This is a genomic window from Streptomyces sp. NPDC002276 (assembly GCF_053891435.1).
This window is the reverse complement of record NZ_JBSFCQ010000002.1, coordinates 318,236-336,781: the sequence shown is the minus strand read 5'-3', so window position 1 is coordinate 336,781 and position 18,546 is coordinate 318,236. Positions and strand designations below refer to the sequence as shown.

The following is an 18,546-nucleotide window of genomic DNA, read 5'->3' as shown; positions in this document are numbered from 1 at the left end:
GGCCGCCCTGGAAACCCCTGATCCGGGGAATGCGCGTACAGGCCGCACACAGCCTGTTGGCAACCTGTGCATCATCTGTTCATTCACCATGGCCGATTTGGCATGGACACGAATGATCTGCTCTCCCGAGGTCCACACCACCTGGGGGAATCGTGCGCCTTGCCGTGCGGGTTCGGCTCGTCTTCGTCCTGGCGCTCGCGCTGCTCACCGGCCTGCTCGGCCCGACCGTGGAGCACGCCGGTGCGTCACCGGTGCGTTCCAAGCCGCTGCCGGCGGGCAGCGTCTCCGCGCCCGCCAAACCCGACCCGAACCGGCCGTCACAGAGCCGGGGCAGACCGGGAGACGCCTGGCACAAGAAGGTCGCACGCGTCGACGCCGCCGTAGGGGCCCAGAAGACCCGGCACGCACCGGCGCTCATCCCGGCGGCCCCGGCCGACCGCAGGGCCCGGCAGCAGGCCGCGGCACTGCGCGCGGCCCACCTGCTGCCCAAGCGGCCCCCTAAGGACCGGCGGAGCACCCCGGGCTCGACGATGCGCCGCGCCACCCTCAGCACCGCGGCGACGGACGCGTGCATCACCCCGACCGACACACCGTCGGCCCCCACCCCCTACGGCGCCACCTACACCGCCGAGACACCCTTCGCGGTGCAGCCCGCGCACGATGTCGACGGGGCGATGTGGGTCACCGTCAAGAACACCTCGACCAAGGACTGGGCGGCCAACGCCGTCACCCTCGGCTACCACCTGTACCGGTCGAACAACACCGCCTACAACTGCGGCGGTTACGGCGTCCTGATCACCAAGGCCGTGACCCGGGGCCAGTCGATCCGGGTCCTGTCGTATGTGGAGCCGCTGCCGGCGGGCTCGTTCAAGCTCGTCTGGGACGCCGAACTCAACAGCGCGTCCGGCTCCGACGCGTGGTTCTCCACACACAGCGTCCCGGTGAGCCCCACCCTGTCGTTCACCATCCCCCACTCCGCGCCGAGCGGCCACCTGGTCTACCCGCGGTGGGACGCGACCGTCGCCACGCTCACCCCGCAGCTGGAGATCGGACTCTCGGCGGACAAGACCCAGCCGGTGCAGAGCGAGTTCACGGTGTGCGAGGACCAGGCGGCCACCAAGAACTGCCACGACTCGGGCTGGCAGAGCGTCACCATGGGCGACAGCTTCGACGCTGCCTCCCTCTGGACGGTGCCGTACGGGGCACTGAGGTGGAACACCACCTATTTCTGGCGGGCCCGGGTCAAGGACTCCGTCACCAGCCCCTGGTCGACGATGAGCCCCTTCACCCCCGTGGTCTCCCCGGCCGCCTCCAACGGCGCCCACTACGGGGTGGACCCGTCGACGCTCGACCCGGCCGGGGTGAACCTCTTCGCGGGCAACTACACCCGGGACGAGACAGACCTCGACGTGCCGGTCCCGACCGGGGCGCAGCCGCTGGCCGTGGAGCGCGTCTACAACTCCGTCAACACGGCCAACAGCGCGTTCGGCACCGGCTGGTCCTCGATCCTGGACATGGCGATCGACCCCACCGCCGAGGGCTGGGTGCGGACCACCTTCAAGGACGGCAAGCAGATCCAGTTCGGCAAGAACGACGACGGCAGTTGGGCACCCTCGTACGGCGAGGGCGACTCGGTGAAGTACGAGGTGGAGCACGACACGGGCGTGATCTGGCTGCGGTTCAAGGACGGCTCGTCGGCCGAGTTCTCGCCCACCGGCGGCCACCAGCCGGTGAAACGGTTCTACGCGCCCAACGGCAGCCAGTTGTACTTCGGTGTCAGCGGCGGCCACATCACCGAGATCGACGAGTACCCCTCCCAGCGGTCGATCTTCCTGACCTGGACCGGCTCCCACGTCACCGCGGTGTCGGCGGGCCTGGCCTCCGGTGAACGCTGGAACACCTGGAACTACACCTACACCGGCAACCAGCTCACCAAGGTCTGCGACGCCGAGCCGACCCCGCGCTGCACCGCCTATGCCTACGGCGGCACCGACTCCGCGCACACCGTGCCCCGGTTGACCCAGGTCACCCGCCCCAACACCGCCGCCGTCACCAAGCTGACGTACAGCGGCGACCGCCTCTACACCATCGCCTACCCCTCGGACCTGGTGAGCGGCGGCTGGGACACCTGGTTCTACCGGCGCACCGACCCGCCCAGCGGCGACACGAACGCCTCGGACGTCGTCCACACCACCGACCCGACGGGCGTCAACGTCTACTACGAGTTCAACGCGCACGGCAGCCTGCTCGCCCGGTGGACCGGCGGGACCGCGCCCACCCACGGCAACACCCGCAGCTGGCAGTACGACGCCGTCGGACGGGTCTCCGCCCTGATCGACGAGAACGACAACGTCACCGAGTACCACTGGGACAGCATCACCGGCCGGCTACAGGACCAGAACCGCTACCGGGACACCCTCGGCACGATCGTCAACACGCACTACGAGTACGACTCGACGCCGTACGCCAACACGCTCTCCGTCGCCGACGGCAACCACCACGCCGTCACCATGACCTACAGCGGCGAACGCCTGAAGACCCGCACCACCCCGCCGACACAGGCGGCCCCCAGCGGCGCGACGACCACCTACGGCTACACCTGCGACTCCGGTACCCAGCCGCCGGTGGTCAACGACCCTGCCGCACCCACCGGCAGCGTCCAGCCCTGCGGCCTCCTGGCCACCGTCACCGACCCCGACGGGCACGTCACCCGATACGGCTACGACCGCTTCGGCGACCGCACCCTGGAGCAGCTGCCCACCGGCGGAGCGGTCAACAGCTACTACGACACCCATGGCCTGATGACCCGTCAGGTCGTCTCCGACACCCCGGGCGGCTCCGGGTACGGGACGAGCTACTGGTACGACACCCACGGGCGGGTGACGTCCACCCTCGGCGACCTGGTGTCCAACCCCCTGATCGTGGGCGGTGGTTGGGACGACCAGCTCCAGGTCTCCTACAGCTACGACGTGGACGGCAACCTCGCCTTCGCCACCCGCATGGACCACGTCCCCGACTTCGACGAGGAGCCGTACCTCCGGCGCTCCCAGAGCTACCAGTACGACGCCCGGGACCGCCTCACCAGCACCACCACCGACGACAACCACGTCCTGTCCCGCCAGTTGTACGACGGGGTGGGCCATGTCGCGGACTCCTGGGACGCCAACAACGTCCACTACCGCTACGTCTACGACACACGCGGACTGCTCAACTCCGTGGAGATCCCGGCCTATTCGGACACGCCGGGCCAGAGCGGCGCGACCACCCGCAGCGTGCGGCTGAAGGCCTACGACTACGACGACGCGGGCCGCCTCACGGACTTCTGGGACGCCAAGGGCCACGTCGTGTCGTACACGTACACGCACGACGACCTGCGGCTGACCGAGACGTACATCGCGCACGCCGACCCGGACAACCCCGGCTCCACCCGGGACGTCCCGCTCCACTCCTACAGCTACGACACGGCCGGCAACCTGCTCAAGGACGTCGAGGGCGGCGGCACCGACGCCCGCACGACGACCTACGGCTACGACGCCGCCAACGAACGCACCGCAGTCACCGTCGACCCCGCCGGCCTGAAGCGCACCACCGGCTACACCTACGACAAGGCCGGTCTGGTGACCGGCACCACGGTCTCCGACGGCACCCGCACCGAGTCCACCACCCAGTCCTACGACCCGACGACCGGGGCCATGCTGCGCTCGACGGTCCACAACGACGCCACGCCCGACCTGGTGACGTCGTACACCCGGGACGCCTTCGGGCGGGTCCTCACGGCCACCGACCCCCGGCAGAACACCACGTCGTACACGTACGACGTGCTCGGCCGCACCTCGACCGTGAGCGAACCGGAGGTGCCGGTCGAGGACGGATCGGGCGCGGCGGCGACGACGGCCAGGTCCGTCACCAGGTACGCCTACGACTCCTACGGCGAGATGACGGGGATCCGCAATCCCAAGCAGAGTGGCACGGGCTTCGACTACGACACACGTGGCAATCTGACCGCCGTCCACGACGGTCCGGGCAGGTTCGACCTCCGCACCTACGACTACGCCGGGAACATGACGTCCCGGACCACCAGCGACAACGGCCGCACCGACTACACCTACGACGCCCGCGACCGGGTGCACACCGCGACCCGCTGGAACCGGACCACGAACAAGGCCGACGGCACCGCCGCCACGTACACCTACGACGACAACTCCAACCTGCTGTCCCTCATCACACCCACGGGCGCCCAGACGCTGAGCACCTACGACGACATGGACCGCCGGCAGACCCTGGACCAGGTCGTCCGCAACGGCACCGCCACCCCCGACCAGGACATCACGCAGTACCGCTACGACGACTTCGGGGAGCAGACGCACAGCTGGCAGACGATCGGCGGCAAGGTCTTCGAACAGCGCTCCGGCTACGACGCCGCCGGCGAGCTGAAGTCCGAGACCGAGACCGGCCGGGGCACCACGACCTACGGCCACGACGTCGCGGGCCGGCTCACCAAGGTCACCGACCCGCTGCAGCGCTCCACCGAGACCGTCTACGACCTGGCCGGCCGCCGCACCGCCGTCATCGCCCGGGACCCCGGTGACAACGAACTGGCGCGCACCGACTACACCGTGGACCCGGCGGGCAACGTCACCGCCGTCAAGGACCCCAACAGGAACGTCTGGCAGGCGGGTTACGACGCCGCGAACCAGCTCGTCTCGCTGACCGACCCCGCGCCGACCGCCGCCGACGGCACCACCGCACCGGCCCCAGTCACCACCGTCGGCTACGACGTCCTCGGCGACGCCACCCGGGTCACGGACGCCGACCACCACTCCACGTACCAGACCTATGACGGCGTGGGCCGGCTGAGCAGCCGGGTGGAGCCCGCCACCACCGCCCAGCCGGCCGCCGCCGACCGCACCTGGTCCTACGCCTACGACTCCAGCCTCGGCGGCCACCTCACCAAGGTGACGGAACCCGGCGGTGTCTCCACGTCGTACGCCTACGACACCTACTACCGGAACACCGGACAGAGCGGCACCGGCGGCGAGGGCGGCGCGGCGACCCGGTCGTTCGGCTACGACCTGGACGACCGGCTGACCGCAATCGGCACACCCGGCGGCGGCACCGAGAACTTCACCTACGACGACCGCAATCTGCTCACCGGCAGCAGCGGCGCGCTGGGCACCTCGTCCTACCGCTACGACTCGCTGGGCCGCCTCACCTACCAGCAGGACCCGGCGACGACGGTGTCCTACGGCTACAGCGGCCTGGAGGACGTCGGGAGCGTGTACGACGGGCTGACCGGTGACTCGCTGAGCTACACCCGGGACACGGCCGGCCAGGTCAAGCAGATCAGCGGCAGCGCGCCGGGCGAGGGCGCCTACTACCCCACCAGGGACTTCACCTACGACGACCTCGGCCGCCTCACCTCCGAGACCAGCACCCCCGATGCCCCCTTCCAGGACCGCAAGAGCACGCTCTCCTCCACCTGGGACAAGAACGGCAACCTGAAGACCTCCACCCGCACCGGCTCCTACGTCGCGCCCGGCACCACCTCCTACGACTACGACGAGGACAACCGGCTCATCCGCTCCTCGACGGACGGCGCCACGCCGACCGGCACCGACTACACCTGGGACGCGGTGGGCAACCGCACCAAGGTCACCCCGTGGTCGGGCACCGCGCACACACCGACCGGGGGCGCGACGGCGGCACAGTACGACGAACGCGACCGCGTCACCCTCGCCTCCGTCTCCGGCGGCGACACCACGTCCTACGCCTGGACCCCGCGCGGCACCCTGGCGAAGACCACCACGACCACGGCGAGCGGCTCCGCGTCGAGCGCGGTGTCGGTCTTCGACTCCTTCGACCGCCTGGTCGGCGACGGACAGCACACCTACTCCTACGACAGCCTGGACCGCCTGCTCTCCGTCTCCGACGGCACGACGACCCGGCAACTGTCCTACGGCGGCCAGTCCGCCGAACCGGTCGCCGACGGCAGCTGGACCTACGCCCGCACCGCCGACGGCACCCTGCTCTCCGGCAAACCGGCCGGCGGCTACGCCCAGCCCCTGGTGCAGGACGCCCACGGCAACGTCGTGGCCGCACTGGACGTGACCTTCGGAGACGTCCTGTCCTCCCGGGCCTACGACGCGTTCGGGAAGGTCACCGCGCAGTCCACCCATACGGCAACCATGACCGCCGGCTTCCAGGGCAGCTGGACCGACACGTCGACCGGACGGGTGTCGGCCCAGTCCCGCTGGTACGACTCCGGGACCGGCACGTTCGCGTCGCAGGACTCCGCCGCCGTTCCGCTCACGGGGGCGGCCTCCACCAACGCGTATCTGTACGGGAACGCCAATCCGACCAGCAACTTGGACCCGGACGGGCACAACGCGGTCATGGACGTCCTCCACGGGGTGAGCAGTTGGACCCAGGCGGAGGTCGACGAGGAGTTCTGGTCGATCGCGCGGGGCATCGGCTCCGCCGTCGCCGAGGGCGCGGGCGTCGTCACGGAGGCCGCGGAGGTCGTGGGCGGCGCCGCCGCCACCGTGGGCGCGGGCGAGATCCTCCTCGTCGTCGGTGGCGTCCTGGTCGTCGCCGCCGCGTCCGCCGTCATCTACGACGCCGCCACCGGGACCGCCAGTGTCGACGCGTCGGCCGTCCGCGTGCCCGACGCCGACGTCGTACCGCCGCCGCCGACCGCCACGGACAAGCCCCAGCCGCCCCGCCCGACCAAGCCCGTCGTCATCGGCACCAAGCAGCACACCAGCACCACCAGTTGGCAGACCAGCAGCAAGTGGCTCGACGACAGCTACCTCTACACGCGCACCGACTACTACAGCTACACCACCACCCAGCAGTGGACGTACTACGACAACGGCACCACCTCCTACAACTGGTGGCGCAGCCCGACCAGCCACCGCTGGACCATCGAGCGCCAACCGCTGATCGACCTCGACACCCTGGTCAAGGTCCCCACCACCGGCCCCGCCAAGCCCACCGGCCCCACCATCACGGCCGCCGCCGACGACAACGCCACCTGCGGCACCTCGGCCTCCAGCACCAACAACTGCGTGGCGGGCATCCGCACGGACGGGCTGCCACCGGGCGCCACGGACGGCGGTGGCGGATTCTGCGCCGGCGGCCTGCTCGGCTACAACTGCTCAGCCGGCGGCAGCCTCTTCGACATGCTCACCGGCTCCGCCGCCTGCGCCCTCGGCGCCTCCGGCCCGGGTTCGGTGTGTCAGGGCACGGGCACCGCGGCGGAGGGACAGTGCAGCTTCCGTGCCGACACGCCGGTCCTGCTGGCGGACGGGAAGACGAAGCCGATCAGCGAGGTGAAGCAGGGCGACGAAGTGGAGGCCGCCGACCCCGGGACCGGCAAGCACCGCGGCACCCGCAAGGTCACCGCCCTCCACCGAAACCTCGACGACGACCTGCTCGACCTCACCGTCCACACTCCGGACAACCGCACCGAGACCGTCCACACCACATCGAGGCACCCCTTCTGGGACGAGACCGCCCACACGTGGGTACCGGCGGCCGAACTCAAGCGATCCCACGCCCTCGTCACCGCGGACAACCACAAGGCCTACGTGGTCACCGTCCACAGGACCCCGGGCATCGGCGAGAGATACAACCTCACCGTCGCCCAGCTCCATACGTACTATGTACTCGCGGGAAACACGCCGGTACTCGTGCATAACACCGGGCCAGGCTGCGACGGCGTTGCGGATGTCTGGCACGAGGGTACTTTCGCCTCTCCCGAGGACAGTTTCCAGTACCACTTCAATAAGCACGGTGCGCCAGTGAACGTCTCCCCCGAGCAGTACTTGCAGGATTCAAAGGACTGGGCGGCGCGACTGGCTCAGCCGGGAGGCAAGGCGGGCTTGAACGCAAAGAGGATGCCTTTTGACGACGGCAAATTCGGCGTGAAGTACGCAGATCCCAATGGGGGCATGGGCGGGATCATCGGGCCGGATGGAAAAGTTGTTTCCTTCTGGTATACGGATGCCCACTAGGACCAGGGGACAAATAATGCTGAGCTTTATGGACTCCTATACCCTGTGGCGCCACCTGCCGTTCCCTTCGAGCGGGTCAGACGAGGGCCTGGTTCTCGCGCACAGCGATCTGGCGGGCGTCGACGAGTACGTGACGACTGTGATTCGATATGTGGAACGCGGGATCTTCAAGCCGGCCCCGGTCGACGTCCTTGCATTGCTTCAAGAACTGCTGCATCGAATTGATCGGCTCGGTGGCGGTGCATCGGATGGCGACCAGGCGGTCGCTCGGTCGCAACACGCGTACGCGGCGCTACTGGATCTCGTTTATCGACAGTTCCTTGAGGCTGGCCGCCCGCGTGAGTAGGGATTAATGGGTCGGATTGAAATTCAAAGGGCCCGCCGGGTTTGATTCCGGCGGGCCCTCTGGGCGTCTGACGGCCGGTGAGGGCGTTGCCAAGAAGATCGACAGCGTCGTGGAAGCGCTGATCCACCGAAAGTGACCGTAGAGCGCCCCGTTTGTGTCGATTTACCGACAGCGCGAGACTGAAGACATGAGCACCTCAGAGACCACCCTCACGCAGAACAAGGACCTGGTGCACGCGTTCATCGACGCGCTGTTCACCAAGGGCGACCTCGGCGCGGTCGACGAGTACCTGGCCGAGGACTTCGTCGACCACGACCCCCCGTTCAACGGCCCCGGCGACCGCGAGGGCTTCCGTACCGCGGGCGCGCTGTTCCGGGAGGCGTGTCCCGACTGGCACAGCGAGCCGGACCTGATGATCGCCGAGGACGACCTGGTCGTAGAGCACTTCACCGCCAGTGGGACGCAACGCGGCGAACTGCTCGGAGTACCGGCCCCGGCCGGGGGCCGCCCCCTGACCCTGCACGGAACCAACATCTTCAGGATCCGCGACGGCCACATCGTCGAGCGCTGGAACCGCCCCGACGAACTCGGCATCCTGCGCCAGCTCGGCATCGCGCCGTAACAGAGGCCTACGCCGGGGCCGAGTCCCGGCGGGTCAGCAGCCAGGGCTCCACCACGCCCAGGCCGCGCACGGGCCGCTGCCACATCGGCTGGAGCGCGAAACGGTACGTCGGGGGCTCCTCGCCCTCCTTCTCCGCGGTCGCCGCGGCCTCGGCCGCCTCCGCCTCGGACGCGGGCGCCTCGCCGCTGCGGATCAGCTCCTCGGCGAAGGCGCTGTCCACGAGGACGGCGTCACGGGGGGCTATCGAGGTGAGCCGCGAGGCGAGGTTCACGGTCGTGCCGAAGACGTCGCCCATGCGGGTCGTGACCGTGCCGAAGGCGATGCCGACACGGAGTTCGGGCATGGTCTCGTCGTGGGCCATGGTCTCGATCAGGCGCAGCGCGATCTCGGCGGCGACCCCGGCGTCGTCCGCGGAGAACAGCACCTCGTCGCCCAGGGTCTTGATGAGCCGACCGCCGCGCGCGGCCACGAGGTCGGCGGCGGTGGTCTCGAACGCCTCGACCAGTTCGCCGAGTTCCTCTTCCTCCATACGACGGGTCAGCCGCGTGAAGCCCACCAGGTCGGCGAAGCCCACCGCGAGGCGCCGGTCGACCATCTCCTCGTCGTCACTGGCCTGGACGACCCGGCCGGCCGAGGCGGCGAGCTGGCGCCGCCACACATAGACGAGGAACTCCTCCAGCTCGGGCAGCAGCAGCTCGATGATCGGGTACGTCACCTCGGTGCGGGACATCCCGGGCTCGGGCGGCTCGGTCAGGCCCTCCAGGAACGAGTCCATCTGCCAGCCGGCCAGCCGCGCGGTGGTCTGCCCGGTGGAACGGGCCACCTGCACGGCCATCGCCTCGCTGAGCAGCCCCGCCTCGACGAGACCGGCCAGGCGGCGCAGCGCGAGGACGTCCGCCTCCGTGAACGCCTTGGCCTGACCGACGTCGGCGAAGCCCATGGCGCGCCAGAAACGGGTGGCCAGCTCCATGGAGACACCGGCGGTACGGGCCGCCTGGAACGGGGTGTAGCGGCGCTCCGCGCCCAGGATGAGCCCTTCGAGGCGCAGCGCGAGGGGGTCTTCGCCGGGATCGGCGGCATAGGGGTCGTCCCGGCCACCGGCGGCATCGGGGTCCACCCGGCCGTCCGCGTCCGCGCCGGAGCCCGTGTCGTCGACGGTCACGCCTGCTGCCCTTCCGATCTGCCACGGTCAGGTATCGACCGGGCCCAATGCTACGGCAGGTGTGGGCCAGCTCACTCCGTGAGTCACACGGACAAAGCCGCCACAAGAGCGGTCGGGGTCACGCGGGGCGCAGATGCACGATGTCGCCCGCCCCCACGGGCTCCTGCACGCCGTCCTCGGTCGCGAGCACCAGCCGCCCGTCCCCGTCGATGGCGACGGCCTCCCCGGTGATGGACCGGTCCCCGGGCAGTTCGGCCCGTACGGTCCGGCCGAGCGTGGCGCAGCCGGCCGCGTAGGTCTCCTGGAGGCCGCTCTCCACCGGGTCCCCGCCCGCCGCGCGCCACTTGTCGTACCAGTGCTCCAGGGACCGCAGGACCGCCCGCAGCAGGGGGTCGCGGTCCGTGGTGACGGCCCCGGCCAGGGCCAGGGAGGCCGCCTGCGGCACGGGCAGCTCGTCCTCGCGGAGGGTGACGTTGATGCCGACGCCGACGATCACGGCGTCGTCCCCGGCGCGCTCGGCGAGGATGCCGCCGGCCTTGCGTTCCTCGCCACCGACAGTCACCAGCAGGTCGTTGGGCCACTTGAGTGCCGTATCGACGCCGGCCGCCCGGGAGAGGCCCGTCGCGACGGCGACACCGGTCAGCAGCGGGAGCCAGCCCCAGCGGGAGACGGGGACGTCGCCCGGCGCCAGCAGCACGGAGAAGAAAAGTCCCGAGCGGGCCGGTGCCGTCCACTGCCGGTCGAGGCGCCCGCGCCCGGAGGTCTGCTCCTCGGCGACCAGGACGGTGCCTTCGGCCGCCTTGCCCGCGGCGGCCAGGGCGACGAGGTCGGAGTTGGTGGAACCGGTGGACTGCACGACCTCCACACCGGTCCACAGCCCGCCCGCCCGGACCAGCCCGCGCCCCAGCGCACCGGCGTTGAGGGGCGGCCGGTCCAGATCGGACCAACGGCTGCTGTTCTCGTCTGAGGCATCTCGCGGCGTCATGCAAGCCACCCTAGGTGTGTTGTACGCCGCACTGCCGATCGGTAGGCCCGCCACTACTCTACGAATGAGTAACCGTCCCCCCTTTTGAGCAGGCAGGGAGCCGTAATCCCGATGTCCGAGCCGGAAGCGCCTCAAGAGATCGACATCCACACCACCGCCGGGAAGATCGCGGATCTTCGGCGCCGCACCCAGGAGGCGACGCACGCGGGCTCGGCACGAGCGGTCGAAAAGCAGCACGCCAAGGGCAAGTTGACGGCCCGTGAGCGGATCGAGCTGCTCCTCGACGAGGACTCCTTCGTCGAGTTCGACGAGTTCACCCGGCACCGGTCCACGGACTTCGGCCTGGAGAAGAACCGCCCCTACGGCGACGGTGTCGTCTCCGGCTACGGCACGGTCGACGGCCGCCCCATCGCCGTGTTCTCCCAGGACTTCACGGTCTTCGGCGGCGCCCTGGGCGAGGTCTACGGCCAGAAGATCGTCAAGGTGATGGACTTCGCGCTGAAGACCGGCTGCCCGGTCATCGGCATCAACGACTCGGGCGGCGCCCGCATCCAGGAGGGCGTGGCCTCGCTCGGGGCGTACGGCGAGATCTTCCGCCGCAACACCCACGCGAGCGGCGTGATCCCGCAGATCTCCCTCGTCGTGGGCCCGTGCGCGGGCGGCGCGGTCTACTCCCCCGCGATCACCGACTTCACGGTGATGGTCGACCAGACCTCGCACATGTTCATCACAGGACCGGACGTCATCAAGACGGTCACCGGCGAGGACGTCGGCTTCGAGGAGCTGGGCGGCGCGCGCACCCACAACTCGGTCTCGGGCGTGGCCCATCACATGGCGGGCGACGAGAAGGACGCCATCGAGTACGTCAAGCAACTGCTGTCGTACCTCCCGTCCAACAACCTCAGTGAACCCCCCGCCTTCCCCGAGGAGGCGGACCTCGCCGTCACGGACGAGGACCGCGAACTGGACACCCTGGTCCCGGACAGCGCGAACCAGCCGTACGACATGCACACGGTGATCGAACACGTCCTGGACGACGCCGAGTTCTTCGAGACGCAGGCGCTGTTCGCACCGAACATCCTCACCGGTTTCGGCCGGGTCGAGGGCCGCCCGGTGGGCATCGTCGCCAACCAGCCGATGCAGTTCGCGGGTTGCCTGGACATCGACGCGTCCGAGAAGGCGGCGCGCTTCGTCCGCACCTGCGACGCGTTCAACGTCCCGGTCCTCACCTTCGTCGACGTCCCCGGCTTCCTCCCGGGCGTCGACCAGGAGCACTACGGCATCATCCGCAGGGGCGCGAAGCTGATCTACGCGTACGCGGAGGCCACGGTCCCGCTCATCACGGTCATCACCCGCAAGGCCTTCGGCGGCGCCTACGACGTCATGGGCTCCAAGCACCTGGGCGCCGATCTCAACCTCGCCTGGCCGACCGCCCAGATCGCCGTCATGGGCGCCCAGGGCGCGGTCAACATCCTGCACCGCCGCACGCTCGCCGAGGCGGAGGCCGCCGGCGAGGACCTGGACGCGGTGCGCGCCCGCCTCATCCAGGAGTACGAGGACACCCTCCTCAACCCCTACATCGCGGCCGAGCGCGGCTACATCGACGCGGTCGTCCTCCCCTCCGACACCCGCCGCCACGTGGTCCGGGGCCTACGCCAACTCCGCACCAAGCGCGAGTCGTTGCCCCCCAAGAAGCACGGCAACATCCCCCTGTAGAGGAGCCGCCTCCATGAACATCAAAGTCGTAAGAGGCAACCCGACCCCGGAGGAGCTGGCCGCCGCCCTGGCGGTGGTCAGGGCCCGCGCCGCGGCGGCGACGACCACGCCGTCCGGCGCCCCGAGGCAGCGGGACGCGTGGTCGGACCCGTCGAGGATCGCGGGCGCGAGGCTGCCGATCCCAGGGCCCAGCTCATGGACCCGCACTTTCTGGCCCGGCTGAGCGGTCATTTTTCAGGGGCGCGGGGAACCGCGCACAGCACCACAATCGCGGGCAAGAATTTAAGTACCCGTACTCAGGCGCCGCGCCCCTGCCAAGCCGCACGCTGGTGACATGTTGTGGTCCGACCCCGATGACGAGCCTCCCGAGGAACTGCGGGAGACGCAGGTCATGTTGCGGCGGCTCGGCATACTCATGGCACTCGCGATGGTCCTGGCGATGATCGTGATCGGACTCTCGGGCTGAGGCAAGCGGCGGGGGCGCCGCCGATACCCTGGTCGTATGACAGATCAGCCGCGCCGCCGCCTCGTGCTCGCCTCTCAGTCCCCCGCCCGGCTGGGACTCCTGCGCCAGGCGGGACTGGACCCCGAGGTGATCGTGAGCGGGGTGGACGAGGACGCGATCTCAGCCCCCACTCCCGCCGAACTGGCGCTCGCGCTCGCCGAGGCGAAGGCCTCCGTCGTGGCCGCCCGCCCGGAGGTGCAGGGCGCCCTGGTGATCGGCTGCGACTCCGTGCTCGACCTCGACGGCGAAGCCCTCGGCAAGCCCGCCGACGCCGAGGAGGCCACCGCCCGCTGGAAGGCGATGCGCGGCCGGGCGGGCACACTCCAGACCGGCCACTGCGTCTACGACACGACGAGCGGCCGGTACGTGTCGGCGACCGCGTCGACCGTCGTCCGCTTCGGCGAGCCGACCGACGCAGAGGTCGCCGCGTACGTCGCCTCGGGCGAACCCCTTTATGTGGCAGGGGCGTTCACGCTCGACGGGCGTTCGGCACCGTTCATCGAGGGCATCGACGGCGACCACGGCAACGTGATCGGCATCAGCCTGCCGCTCGTTCGGCGCCTGCTGGGTCAACTGGGCGTCGGCATCACGGAGTTGTGGGCGCCCCGGGAGAAGTAGCGATCAGGAGGGGCTCGGGGCCGGTGGCGGAGTGATCGGCGCCGGGTCCTTGTCGGGCCGCTCGGGGTCCTTGGGGCCGTCCGGGCCGCCCGGTGCCGGTGTCCGTGTCGGTGCCGCGTCCGAGGGCCTCTCCAGACGGTCGTAGGTCATCAGGAGCAGGACGACGAGGCCGAGCACCACCACCAGGAACACGAACGCGGCCTTGTCCTCCACCATGGCCCAGGCGAACGCGCCCAGCAGCCCGTGCACCACGGCCACGCTGATCAGCAGGATGCGGCCGACGCCGGCCGGGGCCCGGTCGCGGACCGCGACCAGCAGGGCGACCACGGCGCACAGCAGGAAGTAGAGGCCGAAGACGACTCCGCCGATCTTCGAGGAGACGGACATCGCGTCCGGGTCGATACCGGCCAGGGACATGTTCTGGCGGTCGGCGACGATCCCCAGGAACCAGTTCAGCGCGGCCACTCCGAAGGCCTCCACGAAGAGGACGACCGCCAAGATCCATGCCACCGGTCTGCGCACCACCGGCCCCCACCCACTTCCGTTCGAGACACCCCGAACGCTACTAACGGGTAAACCACGGGACAAGGGTTGTGTCAGGGGCAAAGAATCATTGGGCCATTCGTAGGGACTCCACAAAGAAACGGCGTGGCGCGCGGCACGCTCTCACAGAGACCTTGACCACACCGGAGGGCTAGGGTTTCTCAGAGGAGTCCTGCGTACCGAGGTGCGACAAGGGATTTCGCGGGTCGAGCGGGCCCCGTATCACGCTCCGTGTGGGCAAGCTCACCACAGGGGACGGGTCGATGCGCCGTGTCGGCAGTCCCTAAACTCGGCTTGTTTCAAGGAGGGAGCCTCAATCGTGCGCAAGGTGCTCATCGCCAATCGTGGCGAAATCGCTGTCCGCGTTGCCCGGGCCTGCCGGGATGCCGGGATCGCGAGCGTGGCCGTATACGCCGACCCGGACCGGGACGCTCTGCATGTCCGCGCCGCGGATGAGGCGTTCGCCCTGGGCGGTGACACACCGGCGAGCAGCTACCTGGACATCGACAAGGTCCTGAACGCGGCCCGCGAGTCCGGTGCCGACGCCGTCCACCCCGGCTACGGCTTCCTGTCCGAGAACGCGGAGTTCGCGCAGGCGGTGCTGGACGCCGACCTGGTCTGGATCGGTCCGCCGCCGCAGGCGATCCGGGACCTCGGTGACAAGGTCGCCGCCCGGCACATCGCGCAGCGCGCCGGTGCCCCGCTGGTGGCCGGTACGCCGGACCCGGTGTCGGGCGCGGACGAGGTCGTCGCGTTCGCCGAGCAGCACGGGCTGCCCATCGCGATCAAGGCCGCCTTCGGTGGCGGCGGTCGCGGTCTGAAGGTGGCCCGCACGCTCGAAGAGGTTCCCGAGCTGTACGACTCCGCGGTCCGCGAGGCGGTCGCCGCCTTCGGTCGCGGCGAGTGCTTCGTCGAGCGCTACCTCGACAAGCCCCGGCACGTGGAGACCCAGTGCCTCGCCGACACCCACGGCAACGTGGTCGTCGTGTCGACGCGTGACTGCTCCCTCCAGCGCCGCCACCAGAAGCTGGTCGAGGAGGCGCCCGCGCCGTTCCTGTCGGACGAGCAGGTCGCCGAGCTGTACTCCTCCTCCAAGGCGATCCTGAAGGAGGCCGGCTACGTCGGCGCCGGGACCGTCGAGTTCCTCGTCGGGCAGGACGGCACGATCTCCTTCCTTGAGGTCAACACCCGCCTCCAGGTGGAGCACCCGGTCACCGAGGAGGTCGCCGGCATCGACCTCGTGCGCGAGATGTTCCGTGTCGCGGACGGCGAGGAACTCGGTTACGGCGATCCCGAACTGCGCGGCCACTCCTTCGAGTTCCGCATCAACGGCGAGGACCCGGGCCGCGGTTTCCTGCCCGCGCCCGGTACCGTCACCACGTTCGACGCGCCGTCCGGGCCGGGTGTCCGGCTGGACGCCGGTGTCGAGTCGGGCTCGGTGATCGGCCCGGCGTGGGACTCGCTGCTGGCCAAGCTGATCGTCACCGGCGCGACGCGTGAACAGGCGTTGCAGCGGGCGGCGCGGGCGCTGGAGGAGTTCCGGGTCGAGGGCATGGCCACGGCGATCCCCTTCCACCGCGCGGTGGTGAAGGACCCGGCGTTCGCTCCCGAACTCACCGGCTCCGCCGAGCCGTTCACGGTCCACACGCGGTGGATCGAGACCGAGTTCGTCAACGAGATCAAGCCCTTCGCGGCTCCCACGGACGCCGAGGCGGACGAGGACGCGGACCGCGAGACGATCGTCGTCGAGGTCGGCGGCAAGCGCCTTGAGGTCTCCCTGCCCGTCTCGCTGGGGATGTCGCTGGCCCGCACCGGGCTCGCGGCGGGAGCCAAGCCGAAGCGCCGGGCGGCCAAGAAGTCCGGGCCCGTCGCCTCCGGCGACACCCTCGCCTCGCCCATGCAGGGCACGATCGTCAAGGTCGCGGTCGAGGAGGGCCAGGAGGTCAAGGAGGGCGACCTCATCGTCGTACTCGAAGCGATGAAGATGGAACAGCCGCTGAACGCGCACAAGTCCGGCACGATCAAGGGCCTCGGCGCGGAGGTCGGTGCGTCCATCACGTCCGGCGCCGCGATCTGCGAGATCAAGGACTGATCCGGCGGTACGTCCAGGGGTGCCCGGCCGACAGGAACAGCCTGTCCGCCGGGCACCTCTGTACTGTGACGGGACAGCGCCGTATCTCGCTGTATCGCGCCTTGTCGCGCCGAGGAGGGCAGGTGGGAACCGTGGCTGACACGGCCAGGCCGCCGGCGGGGCTGCGTGCCGACGCCCGCCGCAACTATGAGCGGCTGCTCACCGAGGCGCGCGTGTCGTTCGCCGCGCACGGCACGGACGCGTCCCTGGAGGACGTGGCCCGGCGCGCGGGCGTCGGCATCGGCACGCTGTATCGCCACTTCCCGAACCGACAGGCCCTGATGAGCGCGGTGTTCGAGGACGCGGTGGGTGAACTCCTCGCGCGTTCACGGGAGTTGCGGGACGCTCCGCAGCCGTGTGCGGCACTGGTGACCTGGCTGCGGGAGATGGTGACCCACGCGAGTGAATACCGGGGGCTTTCACGGGCGTTGATGGCGGTGGGCCAGGACGAGACGTCTGCCCTGGCCCGGTGCAGCAGCCCTATCCGGGAAGCGGGGGGTGCGTTGCTGTCCAGGGCGCAGGACGCCGGTGACGTGCGTGGTGACGTCGAGATCGGTGACCTGCTTCAGCTGACGCATGCGATTGCGCTCGCCGCGGAGGGGAATCCCGGGGATCCTGAACTGGCGGACAGGTTGCTGACGTTGACCTTGCGGGGGTTGAAGCCGTAGAGATTCGTCTGCGGGCCGGTGGGGGCTGGTCGCGCAGTTCCCCGCGCCCCTTAAAAGCGGCTCAGCTGGTCCGACCTTTTAGGGGCGCGGGGAACTGCGCGACCAGCCACGACGGCGCCGCAGCCGAAATCCGCGCCGATCAACGCCTGCGCAGATCCGCCACCCTCGCCGCGCGTTCCCGCTCCGGGGACTCACCCGTCAGTACGCCCGCCGAGCGCAGCCCCGGTACTTGACCCCGTCGCGGTGCCGGAAGGGGTACGTCCCGGCGGCGTTGTTCCCGCGTCGGGGTCTGATCACCCCCCTGGCCTCCCGCCGCGCCGGCCACGGCGATCTGCACCCCCTGGTCGGCCAGCGCCTGCAACTCCGTTGCCGCGCGGTCGTCGTGGCCCGGGGGTTCGTCGGTGACCAGGCGGGTGATCACGTCCGTGGGCACGGTCTGGAACATGGTGTCCGTACCGAGCTTGGTGTGGTCGGCCAGGACGACGACCTCGGCCGCCGCCTGGACGAGCGCGCGGTCGACGGACGCCGAGAGCATGTTGGACGTGGAGAGCCCGCGCTCGGCGGTCAGCCCGCTTCCGGAGAGGAAGGCCCGGGAGACGCGCAGCCCCTGGAGGGACTGCTCGGCCCCGCTGCCCACCAGCGCGTAGTTGGAACCGCGCAGGGTGCCCCCGGTCATCACGACCTCCACGCGGTTGGCATGGGCCAACGCCTGGGCCACCAGAAGGGAGTTGGTGACTACGGTCAGTCCGGGTACCCGGGCGAGCCGGCGGGCCAGCTCCTGTGTGGTGGTACCCGCCCCTACCACGATCGCTTCGCCCTCTTCGACGAAGCTCGCGGCGAGATCGGCGATGGCCGTCTTCTCGGCGGTCGCGAGATGCGATTTCTGCGGAAAGCCGGACTCCCGCGTGAACCCGCCCGGCAATACCGCACCGCCGTGCCGGCGGTCGAGGAGTCCTTCTGCCTCCAGTGCGCGCACGTCCCGCCGTACGGTCACTTCGGAGGTCTGGACGACGCGGGCGAGCTCACGGAGCGATACAGCCCCATTCGCTCGCACCATTTCGAGGATCAATTGGCGACGTTCTGCAGCGAACACGAAACTGACAGTAACCCCAACGACCGTCTGCTTTCAGCTGTTTGCGGTGAATAGCAGAAGTTGTTCGCACAGGGGGGCGAGAAGTGGTATAGGGGTTAGTCCTCGCGCCTATGCCGTACGAATGGGCGGCAACTCCCCGTGA

Annotated in this window: 13 protein-coding genes; 9 read left to right on the top strand and 4 right to left on the bottom strand. The window is 69.8% G+C overall.

Annotated elements, in window-relative coordinates:
• Positions 1-164: 164 nt before the first annotated feature.
• From ACWIHT_RS06620 to ACWIHT_RS06610, 3 genes are all read left to right on the top strand, one after another.
• Positions 165-8,015, top strand: coding sequence for an RHS repeat-associated core domain-containing protein (locus tag ACWIHT_RS06620; RefSeq protein ID WP_456165088.1), 7,851 nt, complete (start codon positions 165-167; stop codon positions 8,013-8,015).
• Between the two features lie 28 nt (positions 8,016-8,043).
• On the top strand, positions 8,044-8,361 hold the full coding sequence (locus tag ACWIHT_RS06615; protein ID WP_456165086.1) for a hypothetical protein: 318 nt from the start codon (positions 8,044-8,046) through the stop codon (positions 8,359-8,361).
• A 187-nt stretch (positions 8,362-8,548) separates the two neighbouring features.
• Positions 8,549-8,983, top strand: a complete 435-nt coding sequence (locus ACWIHT_RS06610; protein WP_456165084.1) for an ester cyclase — start codon at positions 8,549-8,551, stop codon at positions 8,981-8,983.
• 7 nt (positions 8,984-8,990) lie between these two features.
• On the opposite strand, the gene ACWIHT_RS06605 is transcribed toward ACWIHT_RS06610, so the two are convergent.
• Together ACWIHT_RS06605 and ACWIHT_RS06600 are read right to left on the bottom strand one after the other, a co-directional pair.
• Positions 8,991-10,145 carry an adenylate/guanylate cyclase domain-containing protein gene (locus ACWIHT_RS06605; protein ID WP_456165082.1) on the bottom strand — a complete coding sequence of 385 codons (1,155 nt, stop codon included), beginning with the start codon at positions 10,143-10,145 and terminating at the stop codon, positions 8,991-8,993.
• Positions 10,146-10,263: 118 nt separating this feature from the next.
• Positions 10,264-11,130, bottom strand: coding sequence for a biotin--[acetyl-CoA-carboxylase] ligase (locus ACWIHT_RS06600; RefSeq protein WP_456165080.1), 867 nt, complete (start codon positions 11,128-11,130; stop codon positions 10,264-10,266).
• Positions 11,131-11,241: 111 nt separating this feature from the next.
• Here ACWIHT_RS06600 and ACWIHT_RS06595 point away from each other — a divergent pair, with 111 nt between their 5' ends.
• From ACWIHT_RS06595 to ACWIHT_RS06580, 4 genes are all read left to right on the top strand, one after another.
• Positions 11,242-12,846, top strand: coding sequence for an acyl-CoA carboxylase subunit beta (locus ACWIHT_RS06595; RefSeq protein WP_456165078.1), 1,605 nt, complete (start codon positions 11,242-11,244; stop codon positions 12,844-12,846).
• Positions 12,847-12,859: 13 nt separating this feature from the next.
• Positions 12,860-13,069: an acyl-CoA carboxylase subunit epsilon gene (locus ACWIHT_RS06590; protein WP_456165076.1), complete on the top strand. Its 210-nt coding sequence runs from the start codon at positions 12,860-12,862 to the stop codon at positions 13,067-13,069.
• A 111-nt stretch (positions 13,070-13,180) separates the two neighbouring features.
• A complete protein-coding gene (gene mmpB / locus ACWIHT_RS06585) occupies positions 13,181-13,312 on the top strand; it encodes a morphogenic membrane protein MmpB (protein ID WP_388104491.1) in 132 nt (43 codons plus the stop codon).
• 36 nt (positions 13,313-13,348) lie between these two features.
• Positions 13,349-13,969: a Maf family protein gene (locus ACWIHT_RS06580; RefSeq protein ID WP_456165074.1), complete on the top strand. Its 621-nt coding sequence runs from the start codon at positions 13,349-13,351 to the stop codon at positions 13,967-13,969.
• A 3-nt stretch (positions 13,970-13,972) separates the two neighbouring features.
• On the opposite strand, the gene ACWIHT_RS06575 is transcribed toward ACWIHT_RS06580, so the two are convergent.
• The gene (locus ACWIHT_RS06575; RefSeq protein ID WP_456165072.1) at positions 13,973-14,479 is read right to left on the bottom strand and encodes a hypothetical protein; all 507 of its coding nucleotides are present in this window, start codon (positions 14,477-14,479) and stop codon (positions 13,973-13,975) included.
• Positions 14,480-14,831: 352 nt separating this feature from the next.
• On the opposite strand from ACWIHT_RS06575, the gene ACWIHT_RS06570 reads away from it, so the two are divergent.
• Entirely contained in the window at positions 14,832-16,604 is a 1,773-nt protein-coding gene (locus tag ACWIHT_RS06570) for an acetyl/propionyl/methylcrotonyl-CoA carboxylase subunit alpha (RefSeq protein WP_456165070.1), read from the top strand.
• Between the two features lie 161 nt (positions 16,605-16,765).
• Positions 16,766-17,311, top strand: coding sequence for a TetR/AcrR family transcriptional regulator (locus ACWIHT_RS06565; RefSeq protein WP_456165990.1), 546 nt, complete (start codon positions 16,766-16,768; stop codon positions 17,309-17,311).
• Positions 17,312-17,450: 139 nt separating this feature from the next.
• Here ACWIHT_RS06565 and ACWIHT_RS06560 read toward each other — a convergent pair whose 3' ends face one another.
• Positions 17,451-18,404 (bottom strand): DeoR/GlpR family DNA-binding transcription regulator, encoded by a 954-nt coding sequence (locus ACWIHT_RS06560; RefSeq protein WP_200711661.1) that lies wholly within the window; start codon positions 18,402-18,404, stop codon positions 17,451-17,453.
• Between the last annotated feature and the right edge of the window lie 142 nt (positions 18,405-18,546).

Excerpts from the sequence above, each read along its gene's own strand:
- ACWIHT_RS06600 (WP_456165080.1), bottom strand. The coding sequence starts at position 11,130 with ATGACGCCGCGAGATGCCTCAGACGAGAACAGCAGCCGTTGGTCCGAT.
- mmpB (WP_388104491.1), top strand. The coding sequence starts at position 13,181 with ATGTTGTGGTCCGACCCCGATGACGAGCCTCCCGAGGAACTGCGGGAG.
- ACWIHT_RS06580 (WP_456165074.1), top strand. The coding sequence starts at position 13,349 with ATGACAGATCAGCCGCGCCGCCGCCTCGTGCTCGCCTCTCAGTCCCCC.
- ACWIHT_RS06615 (WP_456165086.1), top strand. The coding sequence starts at position 8,044 with ATGGACTCCTATACCCTGTGGCGCCACCTGCCGTTCCCTTCGAGCGGG.
- ACWIHT_RS06610 (WP_456165084.1), top strand. The coding sequence starts at position 8,549 with ATGAGCACCTCAGAGACCACCCTCACGCAGAACAAGGACCTGGTGCAC.
- ACWIHT_RS06595 (WP_456165078.1), top strand. The coding sequence starts at position 11,242 with ATGTCCGAGCCGGAAGCGCCTCAAGAGATCGACATCCACACCACCGCC.
- ACWIHT_RS06590 (WP_456165076.1), top strand. The coding sequence starts at position 12,860 with ATGAACATCAAAGTCGTAAGAGGCAACCCGACCCCGGAGGAGCTGGCC.